This is a genomic window from Erwinia billingiae Eb661, assembly GCF_000196615.1.
Lineage (GTDB): Bacteria > Pseudomonadota > Gammaproteobacteria > Enterobacterales > Enterobacteriaceae > Erwinia > Erwinia billingiae.
Genome location: NC_014306.1, coordinates 335,708 through 354,850, shown reverse-complemented (window position 1 = coordinate 354,850; position 19,143 = coordinate 335,708). Strand labels below are relative to the sequence as shown.

15 protein-coding genes are annotated in these 19,143 nt (G+C 57.8%); 6 read left to right on the top strand and 9 right to left on the bottom strand.

What is annotated here, in order from left to right:
- Window positions 1-8 precede the first annotated feature (8 nt).
- Complete coding sequence (gene panS / locus EBC_RS03000; protein ID WP_013200334.1) at window positions 9-926, top strand: ketopantoate/pantoate/pantothenate transporter PanS; 918 nt, start codon at window positions 9-11, stop codon at window positions 924-926.
- Between the two features lie 36 nt (window positions 927-962).
- On the opposite strand, the gene EBC_RS02995 is transcribed toward panS, so the two are convergent.
- From EBC_RS02995 to EBC_RS02970, 6 genes are all read right to left on the bottom strand, one after another.
- Window positions 963-2,588 carry a Na/Pi cotransporter family protein gene (locus EBC_RS02995; RefSeq protein WP_013200333.1) on the bottom strand — a complete coding sequence of 542 codons (1,626 nt, stop codon included), beginning with the start codon at window positions 2,586-2,588 and terminating at the stop codon, window positions 963-965.
- Between the two features lie 126 nt (window positions 2,589-2,714).
- A complete protein-coding gene (locus EBC_RS02990; RefSeq protein ID WP_013200332.1) occupies window positions 2,715-3,707 on the bottom strand; it encodes an ABC transporter ATP-binding protein in 993 nt (330 codons plus the stop codon).
- Window positions 3,708-3,709: 2 nt separating this feature from the next.
- Window positions 3,710-4,495: an ABC transporter permease gene (locus EBC_RS02985; RefSeq protein ID WP_013200331.1), complete on the bottom strand. Its 786-nt coding sequence runs from the start codon at window positions 4,493-4,495 to the stop codon at window positions 3,710-3,712.
- 12 nt (window positions 4,496-4,507) lie between these two features.
- The gene (locus EBC_RS02980) at window positions 4,508-5,347 is read right to left on the bottom strand and encodes an ABC transporter permease (RefSeq protein WP_013200330.1); all 840 of its coding nucleotides are present in this window, start codon (window positions 5,345-5,347) and stop codon (window positions 4,508-4,510) included.
- Complete coding sequence (locus EBC_RS02975; RefSeq protein WP_013200329.1) at window positions 5,347-6,162, bottom strand: alkaline phosphatase family protein; 816 nt, start codon at window positions 6,160-6,162, stop codon at window positions 5,347-5,349. The genes EBC_RS02980 and EBC_RS02975 overlap by 1 nt, the downstream gene beginning before the upstream one ends.
- Window positions 6,163-6,171: 9 nt before the next feature.
- Entirely contained in the window at window positions 6,172-7,233 is a 1,062-nt protein-coding gene (locus EBC_RS02970; RefSeq protein WP_013200328.1) for an ABC transporter substrate-binding protein, read from the bottom strand.
- A gap of 208 nt (window positions 7,234-7,441) precedes the next feature.
- Here EBC_RS02970 and EBC_RS02965 point away from each other — a divergent pair, with 208 nt between their 5' ends.
- Window positions 7,442-8,194, top strand: coding sequence for a UTRA domain-containing protein (locus tag EBC_RS02965; RefSeq protein WP_013200327.1), 753 nt, complete (start codon window positions 7,442-7,444; stop codon window positions 8,192-8,194).
- Here EBC_RS02965 and metH read toward each other — a convergent pair.
- Window positions 8,191-11,874: a methionine synthase gene (metH, locus tag EBC_RS02960; protein ID WP_013200326.1), complete on the bottom strand. Its 3,684-nt coding sequence runs from the start codon at window positions 11,872-11,874 to the stop codon at window positions 8,191-8,193. The two genes, EBC_RS02965 and metH, sit on opposite strands and share 4 nt — an antisense overlap.
- 197 nt (window positions 11,875-12,071) lie before the next feature.
- Here metH and iclR point away from each other — a divergent pair, with 197 nt between their 5' ends.
- From iclR to EBC_RS02940, 4 genes are all read left to right on the top strand, one after another.
- Window positions 12,072-12,905 carry a glyoxylate bypass operon transcriptional repressor IclR gene (gene iclR / locus EBC_RS02955; RefSeq protein WP_013200325.1) on the top strand — a complete coding sequence of 278 codons (834 nt, stop codon included), beginning with the start codon at window positions 12,072-12,074 and terminating at the stop codon, window positions 12,903-12,905.
- A 146-nt stretch (window positions 12,906-13,051) separates the two neighbouring features.
- Window positions 13,052-13,591 carry a gluconokinase gene (gntK, locus tag EBC_RS02950; RefSeq protein ID WP_013200324.1) on the top strand — a complete coding sequence of 180 codons (540 nt, stop codon included), beginning with the start codon at window positions 13,052-13,054 and terminating at the stop codon, window positions 13,589-13,591.
- The gene (gene edd / locus EBC_RS02945) at window positions 13,588-15,408 is read left to right on the top strand and encodes a phosphogluconate dehydratase (protein ID WP_013200323.1); all 1,821 of its coding nucleotides are present in this window, start codon (window positions 13,588-13,590) and stop codon (window positions 15,406-15,408) included. The genes gntK and edd overlap by 4 nt, the downstream gene beginning before the upstream one ends.
- 14 nt (window positions 15,409-15,422) lie before the next feature.
- On the top strand, window positions 15,423-16,064 hold the full coding sequence (locus EBC_RS02940) for a bifunctional 4-hydroxy-2-oxoglutarate aldolase/2-dehydro-3-deoxy-phosphogluconate aldolase (protein WP_041691858.1): 642 nt from the start codon (window positions 15,423-15,425) through the stop codon (window positions 16,062-16,064).
- Here EBC_RS02940 and aceK read toward each other — a convergent pair.
- Complete coding sequence (gene aceK, locus EBC_RS02935) at window positions 16,010-17,818, bottom strand: bifunctional isocitrate dehydrogenase kinase/phosphatase (RefSeq protein WP_013200322.1); 1,809 nt, start codon at window positions 17,816-17,818, stop codon at window positions 16,010-16,012. The genes EBC_RS02940 and aceK overlap by 55 nt on opposite strands.
- Window positions 17,819-17,837: 19 nt before the next feature.
- Complete coding sequence (aceA, locus tag EBC_RS02930) at window positions 17,838-19,142, bottom strand: isocitrate lyase (protein ID WP_013200321.1); 1,305 nt, start codon at window positions 19,140-19,142, stop codon at window positions 17,838-17,840.
- Window position 19,143 lies beyond the last annotated feature (1 nt).

Below are 19,143 nucleotides of genomic sequence, written 5' to 3'. Positions count from 1 at the left end.
GTCTGGCTATGCTCGCCTTTGTTACCCGACTGTTCCCGTTATGGGCAGTCCTGCTCTCTGTTGCCGCCTATTACACCCCGACCACCTTTCTCGCGATTGGTCCGTGGGTGACGTATCTGCTGATGCTGATCATGTTCGGCATGGGCGTGACGCTCAATATCGGTGATTTTAAACGTGTACTGACCCGCCCTGCACCGGTGATTGCCGGGACCTTCCTGCATTATCTGGTGATGCCGCTCGCGGCATGGGGCCTGGCAAAATTGTTCCATATGCCGCCTGACCTGTCGGCCGGGATGATCCTGGTGGGCAGCGTGGCCAGCGGCACGGCATCCAACGTGATGATTTATCTGGCGAAAGGCGATGTGGCCCTTTCCGTTACCATCTCGTCCGTGTCGGCGCTGGTTGGCGTGTTCGCCACGCCACTGCTGACCAAGCTGTATGTCGATACCCATATTCAGGTGGATGTGATCGGCATGCTGCTGAGCATCGTGAAGATTGTGGTGGTGCCGATCGGCATTGGCCTGATTGTTCACCACACCATGAACGGTCTGGTGAAGCGCGTTGAGCCGTACCTGCCGGCCTTCTCGATGGTCTGTATTTTGCTGATTATCAGTGCCGTGGTTGCCGGCAGTCAGGGCTTTATCGGCTCGGTGGGCCTGGTGGTGATTGCTGCGGTGATCCTGCATAACGCTATTGGTTTGTTAGGCGGTTACTGGGGCGGGAAGCTGTTTGGCTTTGATGAATCCACCTGCCGTACGCTGGCGCTGGAAGTGGGTATGCAGAACTCGGGCCTGGCGGCCACGTTAGGCAAGCTGTACTTCTCGCCACTGGCGGCACTGCCGGGCGCGCTGTTCTCGGTCTGGCACAACCTGTCTGGTTCTCTGCTGGCCGGTTACTGGTCCGGCAAGCCGATCAAAAAGAAATAAGCCTGTTTCCCCCGCCGCCAGGCGGGGGACGTTTCCTCAGTCGTCGTCCCTGTCATCATCTGGTTGTTCAAGCACGTTATACGCCACGGCACAGAACAGCGAATTCAACCGCTTCATATCCCCCAACAATCCCAGATGCAGCGAGCTGGTTTCGATGCTCTGCACGTTATGCTGATGCAGGCGATTCACATGCTTATGGGAGTAACGGCGGTTAGTAATGCGGAAACGGTGCTTTGAGCGGCGCAGGCGCTTGGCGCTGGCCACGTCCTGCGATAAAAACACCGACAGGCCCAGCCGCAGATTGCCGGAAAGCTGTTCTATCAGCGCATCCAGCTCTTTCATCCCCTCTTCGGAGAAGGCGCGGCGCGCGGTCAGCGATTTGTCAGCCACATCGCCACTCATCCTTTCCAGAATGTCGCCGGCCATCTCCAGATTTAACGCCATCTCGATGATTTCAGCCCAGCGGCGCGAATCTTCCTCGGGCAGATCCTCTTTCGGCATCTGCGCCAGATAGAGTTTGATCGCGGTGTACAGCACATCCACATCATCATCCAGCTTGCGGATTTCACGCTCTTCCCGTAGTTCGCCATGCACCACTTTGCTGAAGGTGGCCAGCATCTGCTCCAGCACATCGCCCATGCGCAGCGTCTCGCGCGAGGCATTGGCCAGTGCCAGCGCCGGCGTATCCAGCGCGCTGGCGTCCAGATGACGCGGTTTCAGGCGCAGATCGGTTTCCGGCTCATCGCGGATCAACGCGGTACACAGCCGGGCCATGGCATCGGCAAACGGCACCATAATCAGGCAGCGGATCAGGTTGTAGAAAACATGGAAGAAGATCACCAGTTCTTCGTCGTTCACCGGCAATTTTTGCAGCCACTCAGCCAGCAGATCGATAAACGGCAGCACCAGCAGCGAACCGATAAACTTGAAGATCAGACTGCCGAGGGCCACGCGTTTTCCAGCGGCATTCGAGCCGCTGTTATTGAGCATCGCCAGCAATCCGCTACCCAGATTGGCACCAATCACCAGGCACAGCGCCACCTTGAACGAGATAACGCCGGTCGCCGTCAGCGTGGCGGTGATCAGCACCGCCGCAAGGCTGGAGTAACTGATAATGGCGAAGACGGCACCAATCAGCGCATCCAGCATTACGTCGCCGGTCAGCGAGGAGAACAGCACCTTAACGCCAGAGGCCTGGGTGATCGGCGTCGCCGCGGCCACAATCAGCTGCAGCGCCAGCAGGATCAGCCCAAGGCCAATACTGGCGCGGCCAAGCTGCCCGGCGCGCGTTTGTTTGCGTCCGAGGAAAAAGACCACGCCAAAGAAGATAAACAGCGGCGACAGCCAGGAGAGATCAAAGGTCAGGATCCGCGCCATCAGCGCAGTGCCGACGTCGGCACCGAGGATTATCACCAGCGCAGGCGTCAGCCCGACCAGTTCCTGTGCCACAAACGACGTGACCAATAACGTGGTGGCATTGCTGCTCTGGACCAGCGCGGTCACGCCAATCCCGGCGACAAAGGCCATTGGTTTTTTTGACACGCTGCGGCTGAGCACGCGGCGTAAATCCGCGCCATAGACACGCATAATGCCGGTACGGACAATGTGCGTTCCCCAGATCAGCAACGCGACAGCAGAAAGCAAATTAAGCAGGGTTAACACCGATATCGACCTCACAACTTCTCAAACTAAACGGACTGAGAGCGGATTTCTCCGCCCAGCTTACCGCAGTAAGTTTAGTCGAGTTACTGAAAAAATCTGTTTAATCAGCGTGATATATCCGCAAAATCAGGCCACTTCCCGCAGCGTAAGCTTATCCAGATGCAGGCCAACCTGATGGCCCGCCGCATGCAGATCCGCCACCGAACGGTTGAGCACATCGACAAAAAGCTCAACCTCACGCGCTTTTACGCGGTAACGGATGACGTTACCCAGCAGGCTGTGGCTGAGGATTTCAGCCGGGATCCCCTGCTCCGGTGCGCAGAAGGCCACCGATTCCGGGCGCAACGCGACCTGACTGGTGTAGGTCTCGCCGGTCAGGCGCGAAGCCTGTTCGGCACTCAGCAGGTTATAGTTACCAATAAAACCGGCGGCAAACAGATTTACCGGCTGGGTGTAGAGCGATTCGGCGTTGCCATTCTGCACAATTTTGCCTTTGTTCATCAGCACGATGCGGTCAGAAAGCGTCAGCGCCTCTTCCTGATCGTGGGTGACAAACAGGGTGGTGAGATTGAGCTCTTTCTGGATGCGGCGGATCTGGTCGCGCAGATGGCGACGAATGCGCGCATCCAGCGCGGACAGCGGTTCATCCAGCAGCAACAGGCGCGGCCGGGTCACTAACGAACGGGCCAGCGCGACACGCTGACACTGCCCACCGGAAAGCTGATGCGGATAGCGTTTAGCGTAGTCATTCAGCTCCACCAGCTCCAGCACTTCACCGACCCGGCGCTGAATATCGGCGGGGGTGCATTTCTGCATTTTCAGGCCAAAGGCGACGTTGCGTTCGACGGTCATATTCGGGAACAACGCATAGCTCTGGAACACCATGCCAATCGAGCGCTTTTGTGGGGTCAGCGGCACGATGTCCTGGCCCTGAAGCAGAATTTGCCCGCTGTCGACCGAGGTCAGGCCGGCCAGACAACGCAGCAGCGTCGATTTACCGCAGCCGCTTGGGCCCAGCAGCGTAACGAACTCCCCTTCGCTGGCGGTGAAATCAATGTCCTGAAAAATTGTCGTCGGTCCGTAGCTCTTGTTCAGTTGCGTGACGTGTAAATAAGACATCTTCAGCCTCTCTCGCGGTTCAGGGCATTCGCCAGCCAGGTCACCAGCAGCACAACAAAGAAATAGGAGATCACCAGCGCACTGCTGAAGTGACCGCTGGCATTGCGCACGTTGTAGAGGTAGACCTGCAACGTTTCATAGCTAGTGCCGACCAGCATGTTGGCAAAGACGAATTCGCCGATTAAGAATGAAAAAGAGAGCAGCACGGCAATCAGCGCGCCCTTACGCAGGTTCGGCAGAACCACCAGCAGTGCCGCTTGCCAGGTGCTGGCACCCAGCAGATTGGCGGCATCAATCAGCTCGCGCATATTGATCGCCTGCATGTTGTTGGAAATCGCCCGGTAGATAAACGGCAGCGCGATAGTGAAATAACAGCCGATCAGGATCCACGGCGTGCCGGTCAGCATCAGCGGCGGTTCGGAATAGAGCTGCAGCAAACCGACCGACGAGACCACCGGCGGCACCGCAAACGGCATCAGGATCAGAATGTTCATCACCGCATCGAGTTTCGGGAAGTAGTAGGCGATCACAAACATCGTCGGCAGTACCAGCACCAGCGAGAAGATCAGCGCGCCGAAGCAGATCAGCAGCGAATGCCCCAGCGCCACCAGGAAGCGCGGATCGCTCCACAGCTGGATCATCCATTTGAAGGTAAAGCCATCCGGCAGGATGGTTGCGCCCCAGCTGGTCGCCAGCGCATATAACAGCGTCGCCACCAGCGGCAACGCCAGGATCAGAAACACCAGCCAGACAACGATCCGGTGCCAGACATATTCCATTTTCGACATGAATCGCCTCCGTTAACGCGCGTTCTGGTAGCTGCGACGCACCAGCCACTGATGAACCACGGTGATCACCGACATCAGCGCCACCAGCACCATCGCCAGCGCACTGCCCATATTCGGATCGAGCGAGATATCGCCCGAAACCAGTGCTGCAATGCGCACCGGGATCACGTTAAAGTTTCCGGTGGTCAGGGCATAAATGGTGGCGTAAGCGCCGAGAGCATTCGCCAGCAGGATCACAAAGGTGCCGAGCAGCGCCGGCGTCAGGATCGGCAATCCGATATGCAGCCAGTAACGCATGCGGCTGGCACCGAGCAACGCGGCGGACTCTTCCCAGTCCTTCTTCAGCCCGTCAAAGGCGGGATACAGCAGCAACAGCCCAAGCGGGATCTGGAACCAGGTGTAGACCACGATCAGGCCGTCGGTGGAGTAGAGTTTGAATCCCTCCAGCAGGCCATATTTGCGCATCAGCAGCGTCAGACAACCGTTCAGACCCAGCAGGATCACAAAGGCAAACGCCAGCGGCACCCCGGCAAAGTTACTGGTCATATTGGTAAACGACATAAAGAAGCGGTGCAGCTTGCCGCTGCCCAACTGATGCAGGGAATAGCCGCCCACCAGCGCGATCAGCAAGCCATACACGCTCGACCAGATCGAAATATCCAGCGAGAAGCGGATTGCCTGCTGATAAAAGGTCGAGGTGAAAATATCGCGGTAATTTCCCCAGCCCCAGGCTTCATTCATCTCGCTGTAGAAGCTGTTAATCGCAATCCACACTAAAGGCGCGATCTGAAAAGCGATATAGAACAGCGCGAAGGGCAGCAGGCACAGCAGCGCTATTCCTTTGCCTTTCATCATGCGTTCTCCTGGGTGTTCAGCAGCTCCGGGCATACCGGCTTATCGTGATCGATGCCCAGGATGTCGCACAGCGTGCCGCACAGTTCGGTCTGCAACGGCGCGGCGTCTTTCTGTAACGAGAAGGCGCTGCCGAAAACAAACAGCGGCACCTGCGTTTCTTCCGGCAGGATCCCGCCGTGGCTGCGGTCATCATTCATGCCGTGATCGGCGGTGACCACCACCTGATAGCCTTCCTCCAGCCAGCCCGGCATCCAGTGCGACAGATAGCCATCGGCCATGCGGGCGCGGTTGCGGTATTGCGGCGTGGAGAGGCCAAACTTATGTCCGGCATCGTCGATGTTCATCGGGTGGATCAGCAGGAAGTCAGGGTTGAAGCGCAGGCGCAGGCTTTCCGCATCCTCGAACAGGTGCGAGTCCGGATAGCCGTCGTCAGAGTAAAAGTGGCCGTACTGAATCGGCAACGAGGCCTCTTCAGTGTGGCGATCGCGGGCGGCCTGCCACGGGGAGCGATTGTAGAGTTCGCTTACCCAGTGATAGGCCGCGGCCGCCGTGGTCAGCCCGGCATCGCGCGCATAATGGAAAATACTGCGCTCTTTGCTCAAACGGCTGACACCGTTGTGAATAATGCCGCTTTTCACCGGCGGCACGCCGGTGAGGATGCATTCGTACAAAGGACGGGAAAGCGACGGAAGCTCGCAGGTCATCTGGTAGAACTGCCCGTTCCCCTGCGCGCATTCCGCAAACAGATACCCCATGGCATGTTGCGCCACTTCATAACTCAGGCCGTCCAGCACTACCAGAATCGTTTTCATCCCGAATCCTTATTGCTTCATGTTAACAATGACGTTTTCCTGCCACAGACGCGGCAGCATTTTTGATGCTTTATCCCAGGCTTCAGGATCGGCAATCGGGTGCGCATTTTTGTATTCCGCGTTAGGCAGCAATTTCGCCTGCACGTCCGCTGGCAGCGTCAGATGCTCTGCACGGATTGGACGGGCATAGCCACGCGCCAGGTTGATCTGACCGGCATCGGAGAAGATATATTCGCGCGTCAGTTTGGCGGCGTTCGGGTGCTTGGCGTATTTGTTGATGATGGTGGTGTAGCCAGAAGTGATTGAGCCGTCAGACGGGATAACCACTTCGAACTTGCTCTTATCAATCTGATCGCGGTAGTTCAGGCCATTAAAGTCCCAGACCACGGCAACCTGGATTTCACCCTTCTCAATGTTGGCAATCACCGGATCGGTTACGCCCAGACGGCCTTCTTTCGCCAGGTCACTGAAGAAGCTCAACGCCGGCTTCAGATCTTTCTCGCTACCGCCCATTGCATAGGCAGCTGCCAGCACGCCGTTCGCTGCCTGCGCCGCCACGCCAACGTCACCAATGGTCACAACGTATTTGCCTTTTTTCAGGTCAGCCCAGCTGTGCGGGATGTCTTTAACCTGATCTTTGTTGACGATAAAGGCGATGGTGCCGGTATAGGCCAGCGCCCAGTTACCCTCTTTGTCTTTTGCCCAGGCAGGAACCTGATCCCAGGTGCTGGGTTTGTAGGGTTGCGCCAGGCCTTTCTGCACGGCAACCGGGCCGAACGCGGCGCCGACGTCACCGATATCGGCGGTGGCATTGCTCTTTTCAGCGGCAAATTTCGCCAGTTCCTGAGCAGAGGACATGTCGGTATCGCTGTGCTTGATACCGTATTTGCTGCTGATATCGGCCCAGGTGCCTTTCCAGTTAGCCCAGCTGTCAGGCATACCGACACTGTTGACCTGACCTTCCGCTTTCGCGGCTTTCTCCAGTGCAGCAAGGTCGGATTCGGCGGCGTGGGCGGCCGGAAGGGCAAGGAAGATGGCGCTGGCTAACACAGATGCGAACAAAGATTTCATAACTGCTGCTCCAGATGATAAGTTGAGTGGCCTTCTGGACTAGTCCAGCAAGATCCGAGCCAATCTAGCCTGGCGATATGACAGTTTTATGTCAGGGCCTTGTGGGCTGTGGACTAGTCCAACATCTCTGATAGCATTGGAATGTGGGATCTGCGCGAAGATTGTTCTGTTTATGTGCAGCTTCGCACCAAATTGAGGCTTTGATGTGATGAAAGCGTTAACTGTAGATGTCATTTGCCAGACGCTGGCCGCGCGGATCGCCAGCGGTGATTTTGCGGCCAGCGGACGCCTGCCGTCGGAGCGTAGTCTGAGCGAGCAGTTCTCCACCACACGCATCACCCTGCGCGAGGCGCTGGGCCAGTTAGAGTTTCAGGGGATGATTTACCGTGAACTGCGTCGCGGCTGGTTTATCGCGCCTCCCCGGTTAGCTTACGATCCGCTGCTGCGCAGCCACTTCCATGCGATGGCTGAGCAACAGGGCCGAAAAGCCCAAACGGAGGTGCTGGATGCGCAACGCGTTCAGGCCAGTGCCGGACTGGCCCGACAGCTGGGCATGAACGAAGGCGAGGACGTCTATCGCATCCAGCGGCTGCGGCGGATTGATGGCCGCGCGGTGCTGTATGTAGAGCACTACCTGAATCCCCAGTATTTCCCGGACCTGCTGAGCTTTGATCTCACCCGTTCCTTGACCCACCTGTATCAGGAAGAGTACGGCATCAATTACGGCCGCGTGGGTTTCACCATGTTACCCGCACCATTGCCAACCTTTGCCGCACCGGCGCTGAAAGTGGCATCAGGCAGTCCCGCGCTGTTTATTACCCGCGTAAACCGCGATCAGCACGATCGCATCATCGACTGTGACTACGAATACTGGCGCTATGACGCGCTGTATATTGATGTGCAGGTGAGAGAAGCAGAGCAAACCAGCCGCCAGCCGGCTTGCCCTGAAGAGGAAGGTTAGTCTGCGTCGTAGCCCAAATTCGGTGCCAGCCAGCGTTCAACCTCGCTGACCGCCATGCCTTTGCGGCGGGCGTAGTCTTCAATCTGATCGCGCTGCAGCTGTGCTACCGCGAAGTACTTACTGTCCGGATGGCTGAAGTACCAGCCTGATACCGCCGCGCCTGGCCACATGGCGAAGGATTCGGTCAGCTTCATTCCGGTATGCTTCTCCACGTCCAGTAGCTTCCAGATAGTCTCTTTCTCGGTGTGTTCCGGGCAGGCCGGATAACCCGGCGCCGGACGGATGCCCTGATAGTTCTCGCGGATCAGCTCTTCATTACTCAGGTTTTCCGTGGCGGCAAAGCCCCAAATCACCTTACGCACCCGCTCATGCAGGTATTCAGCAAACCCTTCGGCCAGACGGTCTGACAACGCCTTCACCATGATTTTGTTGTAGTCATCATGTTGCGCGTCAAACGCGTCGGCCAGCGCATCTTCCTCCAACCCGCCGGTGACGGCAAAGGCCCCCAGGTAATCGGCCTTACCGCTGGACTTCGGCGCGACAAAATCGGCGAGGCAATAGTTCGGGAAGCCCGTCTTTTCTGTCTGCTGACGTAAGTGATGACTCACTTGCAAAACATGGCTGCGCGACTCGTCCTCATAGATTTCAATATCGTCATCCACGCGGTTAGCCGGGAAAATCCCCACCACGCCACGCGGATTTAAGGATTTATTGGCGCTCAGGTCATCCAGCATCGCGTTGGCATCCGCTAACAGGCGTCTGGCCTCTTCACCGACCACTTCATCTTCCAGAATGCGCGGATATTTACCCGCCAGCGACCAGGTCATAAAGAATGGCGTCCAGTCGATGTAATGTCGCAGGGTTTCGATGTTAGCACTTACTTCGCTTACACCCAGCCTGTGGGCTACGGGTGGCGTGTAGGTTGCCCAGTCAAATGGCAGATCGTTGTCCCTGGCAACCTGCAGGCTGACCGGCGGCGTGCGCGGCTTCTTACGGCCATGCTGGATCCGCACCGTGTCGTACTCTTTGCGCGTGCGCGCAACAAAGTCATCGCGCTGGGCGGCGGAAAGCAGGGCCGACACCACGCCAACGGTACGCGAGGCATTTTGTACATAGACAACCGGACCACTGTAATTCTGTTCAATCTTCACCGCGGTATGCGCTTTCGAGGTGGTCGCCCCACCGATCAGCAGCGGCAGCGTAAAGCCCTGGCGCTCCATCTCTTTCGCCACGTTGACCATTTCATCCAGCGATGGCGTGATCAGACCGGACAGGCCAATGATGTCGGCGTTATGTTCGCGGGCAGTTTTAAGGATTTTATCGCTCGGTACCATTACGCCCAGGTCGATGATTTCATAGTTATTACACTGCAAAACCACGCCGACAATGTTTTTGCCGATGTCATGCACATCGCCCTTCACCGTCGCCAGCACGATCTTGCCGTTGGTGCTGCCCTTCTCTTTGCTGGCTTCAATATAGGGTTCGAGATAGGCCACCGCCTGCTTCATCACGCGGGCCGATTTCACCACCTGCGGCAGGAACATTTTGCCTTCGCCAAACAGATCGCCGACCACGTTCATCCCGGCCATTAACGGCCCTTCAATCACTTCGATCGGGCGGCTGGCATTCTGGCGGGCGGCTTCGGTATCTTCTTCGATAAATTCGGTGATGCCCTTAACCAGCGAGTACTCAAGGCGTTTTTCAACCTCCCAGTTGCGCCATTCGGCCTGCGGTTTGGTGCTGCCTTCGTCGGATTTGGTGCCACGGTATTTTTCGGCAATCTCCAGCAGACGCTCGGTTCCCTGATCGGTGCGGTTCAGCACCACATCTTCCACCGCATGACGCAGGTCTTCGTCCAGGTCGTCGTATATCGCTAGCTGACCGGCGTTAACGATGCCCATATCCATACCGTTACGGATGGCGTAATACAGGAACACCGCGTGGATGGCTTCACGCACCGGTTCGTTGCCGCGGAAGGAGAAGGAAACGTTCGAGACGCCGCCGGAAATCATCGCGTGCGGCAGTTCGCGTTTGATGTCTTCACAGGCGCCAATAAAGTCCATCGCGTAGTTGTTATGCTCTTCAATCCCGGTCGCTACCGCGAAGATATTTGGGTCGAAAATGATGTCTTCTGGCGGGAATCCGACCTCTTCGGTCAGGATTTTGTAGGCCCGACGGCAGATCTCGATTTTACGTTCACGGGTGTCTGCCTGACCGATTTCATCAAAGGCCATCACCACCATCGCGGCACCGTAACGGCGTACCAGCCTGGCGTGATGCTTAAAGGCGTCGACGCCCTCTTTCATCGAGATCGAGTTAACGATGCCCTTGCCCTGGATGCACTGCAGGCCTTTTTCAATCACCTCCCATTTTGAGGAGTCGATCATGATCGGCACGCGGGCAATATCCGGCTCGCCGGCGATCAGATTGAGGAAGCGCACCATCGCCGCTTCCGCATCCAGCATCCCTTCGTCCATATTGATATCGATAATCTGCGCGCCGCTTTGTACCTGCTGCAGCGCAACTTCCAGCGCTTCGTTATATTTATCTTCTTTAATCAGACGCTTGAATTTGGCTGAGCCGGTGACGTTGGTGCGTTCGCCGACGTTCACAAACAGCGAGTCGGCGCTGATGGTCAGCGGCTCAAGGCCCGCCAGGCGACAGGCGACCGGCAGCTCAGGCAGCGCACGCGGCGCAACGCCTTCAATCACTTTCGCCATCGCCGCAATATGCTCAGGCGTGGTGCCACAGCAGCCGCCGACAATGTTCAGGAAGCCTGACTGCGCCCATTCGCCGATCTGCTCCGCCATAATCTTCGCATCCAGATCGTATTCACCGAAGGCATTTGGCAAACCGGCGTTAGGGTGGGCAGTGACGTAGCCTTCGGCTATGCGCGAAAGTTCAGCCACGTACTGGCGCAGCTCGTCCGGGCCCAGCGCGCAGTTCAGGCCAAAGGAGAGCGGCCTGGCATGGCGCAGTGAGTTATAGAACGCTTCCGTCGTCTGGCCAGACAGCGTACGACCAGACGCATCGGTAATGGTGCCGGAAATCATCAGCGGCAGCGTAATGCCCAGCGCTTCAAATTCGCTTTCGACGGCAAAGATGGCGGCTTTGGCATTCAGGGTGTCGAAAACGGTTTCGATCATGATGATGTCGCAACCGCCTTCCACCAGCGCGCGGGTGGATTCGCGGTAGGCGTCCACCAGCTGAATGAAGGTCACGTTGCGGAAAGCAGGATCGTTGACGTCGGGCGATATTGAGCAGGTGCGGTTGGTCGGGCCGAGCACGCCCGCCACGTAGCGCGGGCGATCCGGCGTGCGCGCGGTCCATTCATCGGCGGCGGCGCGTGCCAGTTTGGCGGCGGCAAAGTTAATTTCTGCCGACAGCGACGCCATATGGTAATCCGCCATGGCGATGGTGGTGGAGTTGAAGGTGTTGGTTTCCAGAATATCGGCACCCGCTTCCAGATAAGCGTGGTGGATCTCGCTGATAATGTCCGGACGGGTCAGCACCAGCAGGTCATTGTTTCCTTTAAGATCGCTTTGCCAGTCGGCAAAACGCTGACCGCGAAAATCGGCCTCGTCCAGCTTATAACTCTGGATCATGGTGCCCATGCCGCCATCAAGCAGCATGATACGTTTCGCCAGCTGCTGCTGCAGTGCTTCAATTCTGTTGCTCACTCTCGCCCCTTCAACGTCTACCCACTGGCAACACGGCCAGCTGAACATACTGGCACAACTTTTGAGCGGGTAAAAGAAATCGACGGTGAGACATTTTCAGGCAAAGCGCCAACACCTCCGACCAGTAAAGCTCACGTTGCATTATTAACCAATAAAACGAAAATGATTTCCACATGGTGAAAATTAAGGAGTCAGATATGGCGACCCCCGTCGTGGTTAAACGCGGTAAAAAACCCCGCGCGGCTGCAGCTCAGCCCGCCCAACCAGCCGGACAGGTTCAGTCACTGACCCGTGGCCTGAAGCTTTTGGAATTTATCGCTGATTCGCACGGCAGCGTGGCGTTAACCGAGCTGGCACAACAGGCCGGCTTGCCCAACTCCACCACGCATCGCCTGCTGACCACCATGCAACAGCAGGGCTTTGTCCGCCAGGTGGGCGATCTGGGGTTGTGGACCATCGGTGCGCATGCCTTTGTGGTCGGCAGCAGCTTTTTACAGAGCCGCAATCTGCTGGCGCTGGTCCATCCGATGCTGCGCCAGCTGATGGAAGACTCCGGCGAAACCGTCAATCTGGCGGTGCTGGACCTGAGCGATCGCCAGGCGGTGATTATTGACCAGGTGCAGTGTACGCAGCTGATGCGGATGTCCGCGCCGATTGGCGGCAAGCTGCCGATGCACGCCTCCGGCGCGGGCAAAGCGTTCCTCGCCAATCTGAATGATGCGCAGGTCAGCGAGCTGCTGCACCGTCAGGGCTTACATCACTACACGCCAAAAACCCTGATGTCGCCGCACAGCTTAAAAGAGAACCTCGCGCAGGTACGCAAAGTGGGCTTCTCCTTCGATGATGAAGAACATGCGCTGGGCCTGCGCTGCGTGGCGGCCTGCATTTATGACGAGCACCACGAACCGTTTGCCGCGATTTCGATTTCCGGCCCGATTTCCAGAGTGACCGATGACCGGGTGACCGAGATGGGTGCGCTGGTGATAAAAGCCGCGAAAGAGATCACCCGCGAATACGGCGGCGCGCGCTAAACAAAATTTGAACCAGATCACAATTACCGCCGATTCCCCGCTGTTCTGATTGCGTCCTCAGCGCATTCCCCCAACAATGCTAAGGAAAGATGTTACCGGTAACAACGCCAGCGAGCGTCGTGCCTTTGCTATTTTGGAGCTGAGCTATGAGCAATCAACACCACCGAATCTACGTCATCATGGGGGTTTCCGGCAGCGGAAAATCGGCCGTGGCGGCAAGCGTCGCCCGCCAGCTCTCGGCAGGCATGCTGGATGGCGATTTCCTGCATCCCCGCGATAACATTCAGAAAATGGCCTCAGGCGAAGCGTTAAATGACGGCGACCGCGCACCATGGCTGACGGCGCTTAACAATGCCGCCTTTGCCATGCAGCGTACTAACAGCGTGTCGATTATCGTCTGCTCCGCGCTGAAAAAGCAGTATCGCGACCGTCTGCGCGCCGGTAACAGCAACCTTTCGTTTGTCTATCTGCATGGCGATTTCCCGGTGATTGAAGCGCGCCTGGCCGCCCGCAGCGGGCATTTCTTCAAAACCCAGATGCTGGTCAGTCAGTTTGCCGCGCTGGAACAGCCAGGCGTCGAAGAGAGTGACGTCAAAATCATCGACATCAATCAACCGCTGGAGCAGGTGATTGCCGCCACGGTTGAGCATATCCAGCTCTTCCAGCCACAGGAAGCCTGCGCATGAACAGCGTTCACCCCGCCATTGCCCGCGTCACACAGCGCATTATCGATCGCTCGGCTGAGACCCGCGCCGCCTATCTGAAGCGTATCGACGCTGCCCGATCCAAAACCGTGCAGCGTGCCAAGCTGGCCTGCGGCAACCTTGCCCATGGCTTTGCCACCTGCCAGCCAGACGATAAGGCATCGCTGAAAAATATGGTGCGCAGCAATATCGCCATCATTACCGCCTATAACGACATGCTCTCCGCCCACCAGCCTTACGAGGTTTACCCGGATAAAATTCGCCGCGCCCTGAATCAGGTCGGTGCCGTGGGTCAGGTGGCGGGCGGCGTGCCCGCGATGTGCGACGGCGTGACGCAGGGCCAGGACGGCATGGAGCTGTCACTGATGAGCCGCGATATCATCGCCATGTCTTCGGCTGTCGGCCTGTCACACAATATGTTCGATGGCGCGCTGTTCCTTGGCATCTGCGACAAAATCATTCCCGGTCTGGTGATGTCCGCCCTGTCGTTTGGTCATCTGCCGGCGCTGTTTATTCCCGCCGGGCCAATGAGCAGCGGGCTGCCCAATAAAGAAAAGGTCCGCGTTCGCCAGCTGTATGCCGAAGGGAAAGCCGATCGCCATGCGCTGCTGGAAGCGGAAGCCGCCTCCTATCACGGCATTGGCACCTGCACCTTCTACGGTACCGCGAACACCAACCAAATGGTGATGGAAGTGATGGGCATGCATCTGCCGGGTTCGTCATTTATCCATCCCGATACGCCACTGCGCGACGCGCTGACCGATGCCGCTGCCCGCCAGGTCACGCGCCTGACCGAAATGTCCGGCAACTATCTGCCGTTAGGCAAACTGGTTGATGAAAAAGTGGTGGTGAACGGTATTGTGGCGCTGCTGGCGACCGGTGGCTCCACCAACCTGACCATGCATATGGTGGCGATGGCCCGCGCGGCGGGAATACAGATTAACTGGGATGATTTCTCCGACCTTTCCGAAGCTATTCCGCTGCTTTGCCGGATCTATCCCAATGGCCCGGCCGACATTAATCAGTTCCAGGCTTCCGGCGGCGTGGCGCTGCTGGTGCGGGAACTGCTGTCGCACGGCCTGCTGCATGAAGATGTGCATACCGTGGCCGGTTTTGGCTTGCAGCGTTATACCCAGGAACCGTGGCTGGAAAACGGCCAGCTGGCGTGGCGGGATGGCCCGGAAGTGTCACTTGATGACAAGGTGATCGCCAGGGTTGCGCAGCCTTTCGAGCAGCATGGCGGCACCAAGGTGCTGCAGGGAAATCTGGGCCGCGCAGTGATGAAGACCTCTGCCGTGCCGGCAGATAACCAGATCATTACCGCGCCTGCGGTGGTGTTTGAAAGCCAGCATGACGTGCTGCCCGCCTTCGAGGCCGGTGAATTAAACAAAGATTGCGTGGTGGTGGTGCGTTTCCAGGGCCCACAGGCCAACGGCATGCCGGAGCTGCATAAGCTGATGCCACCGCTCGGCGTATTGATGGATCGCGGCTTTAAGGTGGCGCTGGTCACCGATGGCCGCTTATCTGGCGCATCTGGCAAGGTTCCTTCCGCCATTCATGTGACGCCTGAGGCCTACACCGGCGGGCTGCTGGCGAAAGTGCAAAACGGGGACATCATTCGGGTCAATGGCCGCACTGGCGAGCTGGAACTGCAGGTTGATCCGCAGGTTCTGCATGACCGAATGGCTTATCAGCCTGATTTAAGCGCTGAACATATCGGCTCCGGGCGCGAATTATTTGGCGCGTTGCGTAGTCAGCTTTCCGGTGCCGAACAGGGCGCCTGCTGCATCAAATTTTAACGGAGAATAGGCTAATGAATAACTGGAAAATCAGTGCTGAGCAGATCCTGACCTCAGGTCCGGTGGTCCCGGTCATCGTGATCAATAAGCTGGAGCACGCGGTGCCGCTGGCTAAAGCCTTAGTGGCGGGCGGTGTTCGCGTGCTGGAAGTGACGCTGCGTACCGCCTGCGCCCTTGACGCCATCCGCGCCATTGCCAAAGAAGTCCCGGACGCGATCGTTGGGGCCGGCACGGTGATCAACCCGCAGCAGCTGCGCGAGGTGACCGAAGCGGGCGCGCAGTTCGCCATCAGCCCAGGTCTGACTGAGGATCTTCTGCAGGCCGCAAACGCCGGCACGATCCCGCTGATCCCTGGGATCAGCACCGTGTCCGAGCTGATGCTGGGACTGGATCAGGGTTTGCGTGAGTTTAAATTCTTCCCGGCGGAAGCCAACGGCGGCGTGAAAGCGTTGCAGGCCATCGCCGGTCCATTCCCTCAGGTTCGCTTCTGCCCGACGGGCGGCATTTCACCGGCGAATTACCGTGACTATCTGGCGCTTAACAGCGTGCATTGTATCGGCGGCTCCTGGCTGGTGCCGAATGACGCGCTGGAGAGCGGCGATTACGATCGCATCACCTCGCTGGCACGTGAAGCGGTAGCAGGCGCCTCCGCCTGATCCTGACGCAGAGCCTGGCTTTCGGTCAGGCTCTGCGGATAACGCTGGCAGAAGCGCTGCCGGCGACGATAGGCAAAAACATCCTCAATATGCCCTTCCGCAATACGCTGCTGCAGGTTTTGCCAGAACGCAGCGGTAAATAATTCCCCATGCATCTCATCAAACAGCCGCGCAATCGCCGGATCGGCACAAAGATAGTGGCGAAATTCTTCCGGGAAAACATCTTCAGGCGACACGCTGTACCAGGGTTCATGGCTCAGCTCATCCTCCGGATAGCGCGGCGCGGGGATCTGCCGGAAATTCACCTCGGTCATATAGCTGATCTCGTCGTAATCATAAAACACCACCCGACCGTGGCGGGTGACGCCAAAGTTCTTAAAGAGCATATCGCCGGGGAAAATATTGGCGGCGGCCAGCTGTTTAACCGCATTGCCATACTCTTCAATCGCTTCCCGCCGTTGCTGCACATCCGCCTGTTCCAGCCACAGATTCAGCGGCGTCATTTTGCGTTCCAGGTACAAATGGCTGATCACCAGCTTGTCGCCCTGCTGCTGCAATTTTTCCGGGATCTCCTGCTGCAACGCCTGTAACAGCGCAGGGCTGATACGCGCCTTCTCGACGGCGAAGTTTTCAAACTCCTGCGTATCCGCCATGCGCCCAACGCGGTCGTGTTCCTTGACCAGCTGATAGCACGCGCGGACGCGCGCCGGCGTCACCTCCTTTTGTGGTGCAAAGCGGTCTTTGATCACCTTAAAAACCCGGTCATATCCCGGCAGGGTGAATACCAGCATCACCAGTCCCCGCACGCCAGGCGCAATGATAAATTCGTCCTCCGTCGTGCGCATATACTGCAAATGCTCGCGGTAACACTCGGTTTTGCCATGCTTCTGGCAACCGATCGCCATATACAGCTCGGCGGTGGTTTTTCCCGGCAGGATTTCGCGCAGCCACTCCACCAGCGCGGCGGGTAGCGGCGCGTAAACCATAAAATAGGCGCGGGCAAAGCCGAACACGATGCTGGCTTCGCGCTTGCGCGTCAGACAGGTATCAATAAACAGTTCGCCCCGATCGCTGCGGTGGATCGGCAACAGAAAGGCATACACGCCCGACGCCAGATGCAGTTTTGCCACCAGCCAGGCGGCTTTATTGCGGTAGAACAGCTCGTTGGCCACTTCAAGCGATGCGCCAGCCAGCTGCTGCGCGCTGAAGTTTTCCTGCAGATGGGCGATCACAAAGCCGATATCCCGCGGGCAGTCCTGCCACGGCAGGCGTAACGGCAGATCGTGCAGCACCCGGCTCAGCAGTGCCTGCCAGTCGCCGTGGGCGTGGAAGGTTTTCGCTAACGGACGCGGAAGGGTGCGAAAGCGTCTCTGCGGCTGTGAGCTGAAGATAAACAGCCGCTCGGGCGTCAGCAGTTGATGCCCAAACAGACGGCAATAGACGGAATTAAAGAAGCTTTCAGCGATTTCAAACCGGGGATAGTCGGGCAGCAGGTCGGTGTAAATCGCCTTCACCCGCAACAGAAAAGCATCGTCATTCACCTGCTCCCCGGTAATGCAGCGCAATTGCTCCACTACCAGACCCACATGGCGATCGTACAGATGAATACGGGCTTTCATTGCCGCCTGTACCGCAGGCCAGTCGGCCTGTTCAAAACGGTGCTGGGCCCCGGCAGTCACTTCCAGAAACCGGCCATACTGCGCATCAAATCCCTGCAGGATGGTGTGTGCGATCAGCGTTTCTCGTTGCGGCATGGGGCCCCCGTTGTTCCACTCAGAACTGCTGTTCTTCCGTTGATCCGGTCAGCGCGGTCACTGACGAGACGCCGCCCTGGATGATATTGGTGACGCTGTCAAAATAACCGGTTCCGACTTCCTGCTGATGGGAGGAGAAGGTGTAACCCTGCTCCCGCGCGGCAAACTCCGGCTGCTGCACTTTTTCCACGTAATGGCGCATCCCTTCCCCTTCGGCGTAGCTGCGGGCAAGATCGAACATGTTGAACCACATGCTGTGGATGCCCGCCAGGGTAATAAACTGGAAGCGGTAACCCATTTCACTCAGCGACTGCTGGAAATGCGCGATGGTGTTGTCATCGAGGTTCTTCTTCCAGTTAAACGAAGGCGAGCAGTTATAGGCCAGCAGCTTGCCCGGGAAACGGGCATGAATAGCGTCGGCAAAGCGCTTCGCCAGCGACAAATCCGGCGTCGAGGTTTCGCACCACAGCACATCGGCATAGGGCGCGTAAGCCAGCCCGCGACTGATCGCTTGCTCAATACCGGCATGCGTTTTAAAGAAGCCTTCAGGCGTGCGCTCGCCGGTGATAAATTCGCGGTCATAGTCATCGCAGTCGGAGGTGATTAAGTCGGCGGCATCCGCGTCAGTGCGGGCAATCAGCACCGTTGGCACCGCCATCACATCAGCCGCCAGCCTTGCCGCAACCAGCTTCTGAATCGCTTCCTGGGTGGGCACCAGCACCTTGCCGCCCATATGGCCGCATTTTTTCACCGACGCCAGCTGATCCTCAAAATGCACCCCGCCTGCCCCGGCCTGAATCATCGCCTTCATCAGTTCAAAGGCATTCAGCACGCCGCCAAAGCCCGCTTCTGCATCGGCAACGATCGGCAGGTAATAATCCACATGACGCGCGTCGCCAGGTTCAATCTGATTGGCCCACTGGATCTGATCGGCTCGCTGGAAGGTGTTGTTAATGCGTTCAACCACCGATGGCACCGAGTTGGCCGGGTAGAGCGACTGATCGGGATACATGCTGCCGGCGAGGTTGGCATCCGCCGCCACCTGCCAGCCGGAGAGATACACCGCCTCGATCCCCGCTTTCGCCTGCTGCAGTGCCTGGCCGCCGGTCAGCGCGCCAAGGCTGTTGATATAGCCCTTCTTCGACCCACCGTTCAGCAGATGCCACAGTTTTTCTGCTCCCAGCTGTGCCAGAGTGCAGGCCGGATTAACCGAGCCGCGCAGCCTCACCACCTCTTCCGCTGTGTAAGGACGGGTAATGCCTTCCCAGCGTGCATCGTTCCAGGATTGCGTCAGGTGTTCGATCTGTTGGGTACGAGATGTCATA

Coding starts and splice junctions, on each gene's coding strand:
- panS (WP_013200334.1), top strand. CDS start 9: ATGCTCGCCTTTGTTACCCGACTGTTCCCGTTATGGGCAGTCCTGCTC.
- EBC_RS02990 (WP_013200332.1), bottom strand. CDS start 3,707: ATGTCTTATTTACACGTCACGCAACTGAACAAGAGCTACGGACCGACG.
- EBC_RS02985 (WP_013200331.1), bottom strand. CDS start 4,495: ATGTCGAAAATGGAATATGTCTGGCACCGGATCGTTGTCTGGCTGGTG.
- EBC_RS02980 (WP_013200330.1), bottom strand. CDS start 5,347: ATGAAAGGCAAAGGAATAGCGCTGCTGTGCCTGCTGCCCTTCGCGCTG.
- EBC_RS02975 (WP_013200329.1), bottom strand. CDS start 6,162: ATGAAAACGATTCTGGTAGTGCTGGACGGCCTGAGTTATGAAGTGGCG.
- EBC_RS02970 (WP_013200328.1), bottom strand. CDS start 7,233: ATGAAATCTTTGTTCGCATCTGTGTTAGCCAGCGCCATCTTCCTTGCC.
- EBC_RS02965 (WP_013200327.1), top strand. CDS start 7,442: ATGAAAGCGTTAACTGTAGATGTCATTTGCCAGACGCTGGCCGCGCGG.
- iclR (WP_013200325.1), top strand. CDS start 12,072: ATGGCGACCCCCGTCGTGGTTAAACGCGGTAAAAAACCCCGCGCGGCT.
- gntK (WP_013200324.1), top strand. CDS start 13,052: ATGAGCAATCAACACCACCGAATCTACGTCATCATGGGGGTTTCCGGC.
- edd (WP_013200323.1), top strand. CDS start 13,588: ATGAACAGCGTTCACCCCGCCATTGCCCGCGTCACACAGCGCATTATC.
- EBC_RS02940 (WP_041691858.1), top strand. CDS start 15,423: ATGAATAACTGGAAAATCAGTGCTGAGCAGATCCTGACCTCAGGTCCG.
- aceK (WP_013200322.1), bottom strand. CDS start 17,818: ATGCCGCAACGAGAAACGCTGATCGCACACACCATCCTGCAGGGATTT.
- aceA (WP_013200321.1), bottom strand. CDS start 19,142: ATGACATCTCGTACCCAACAGATCGAACACCTGACGCAATCCTGGAAC.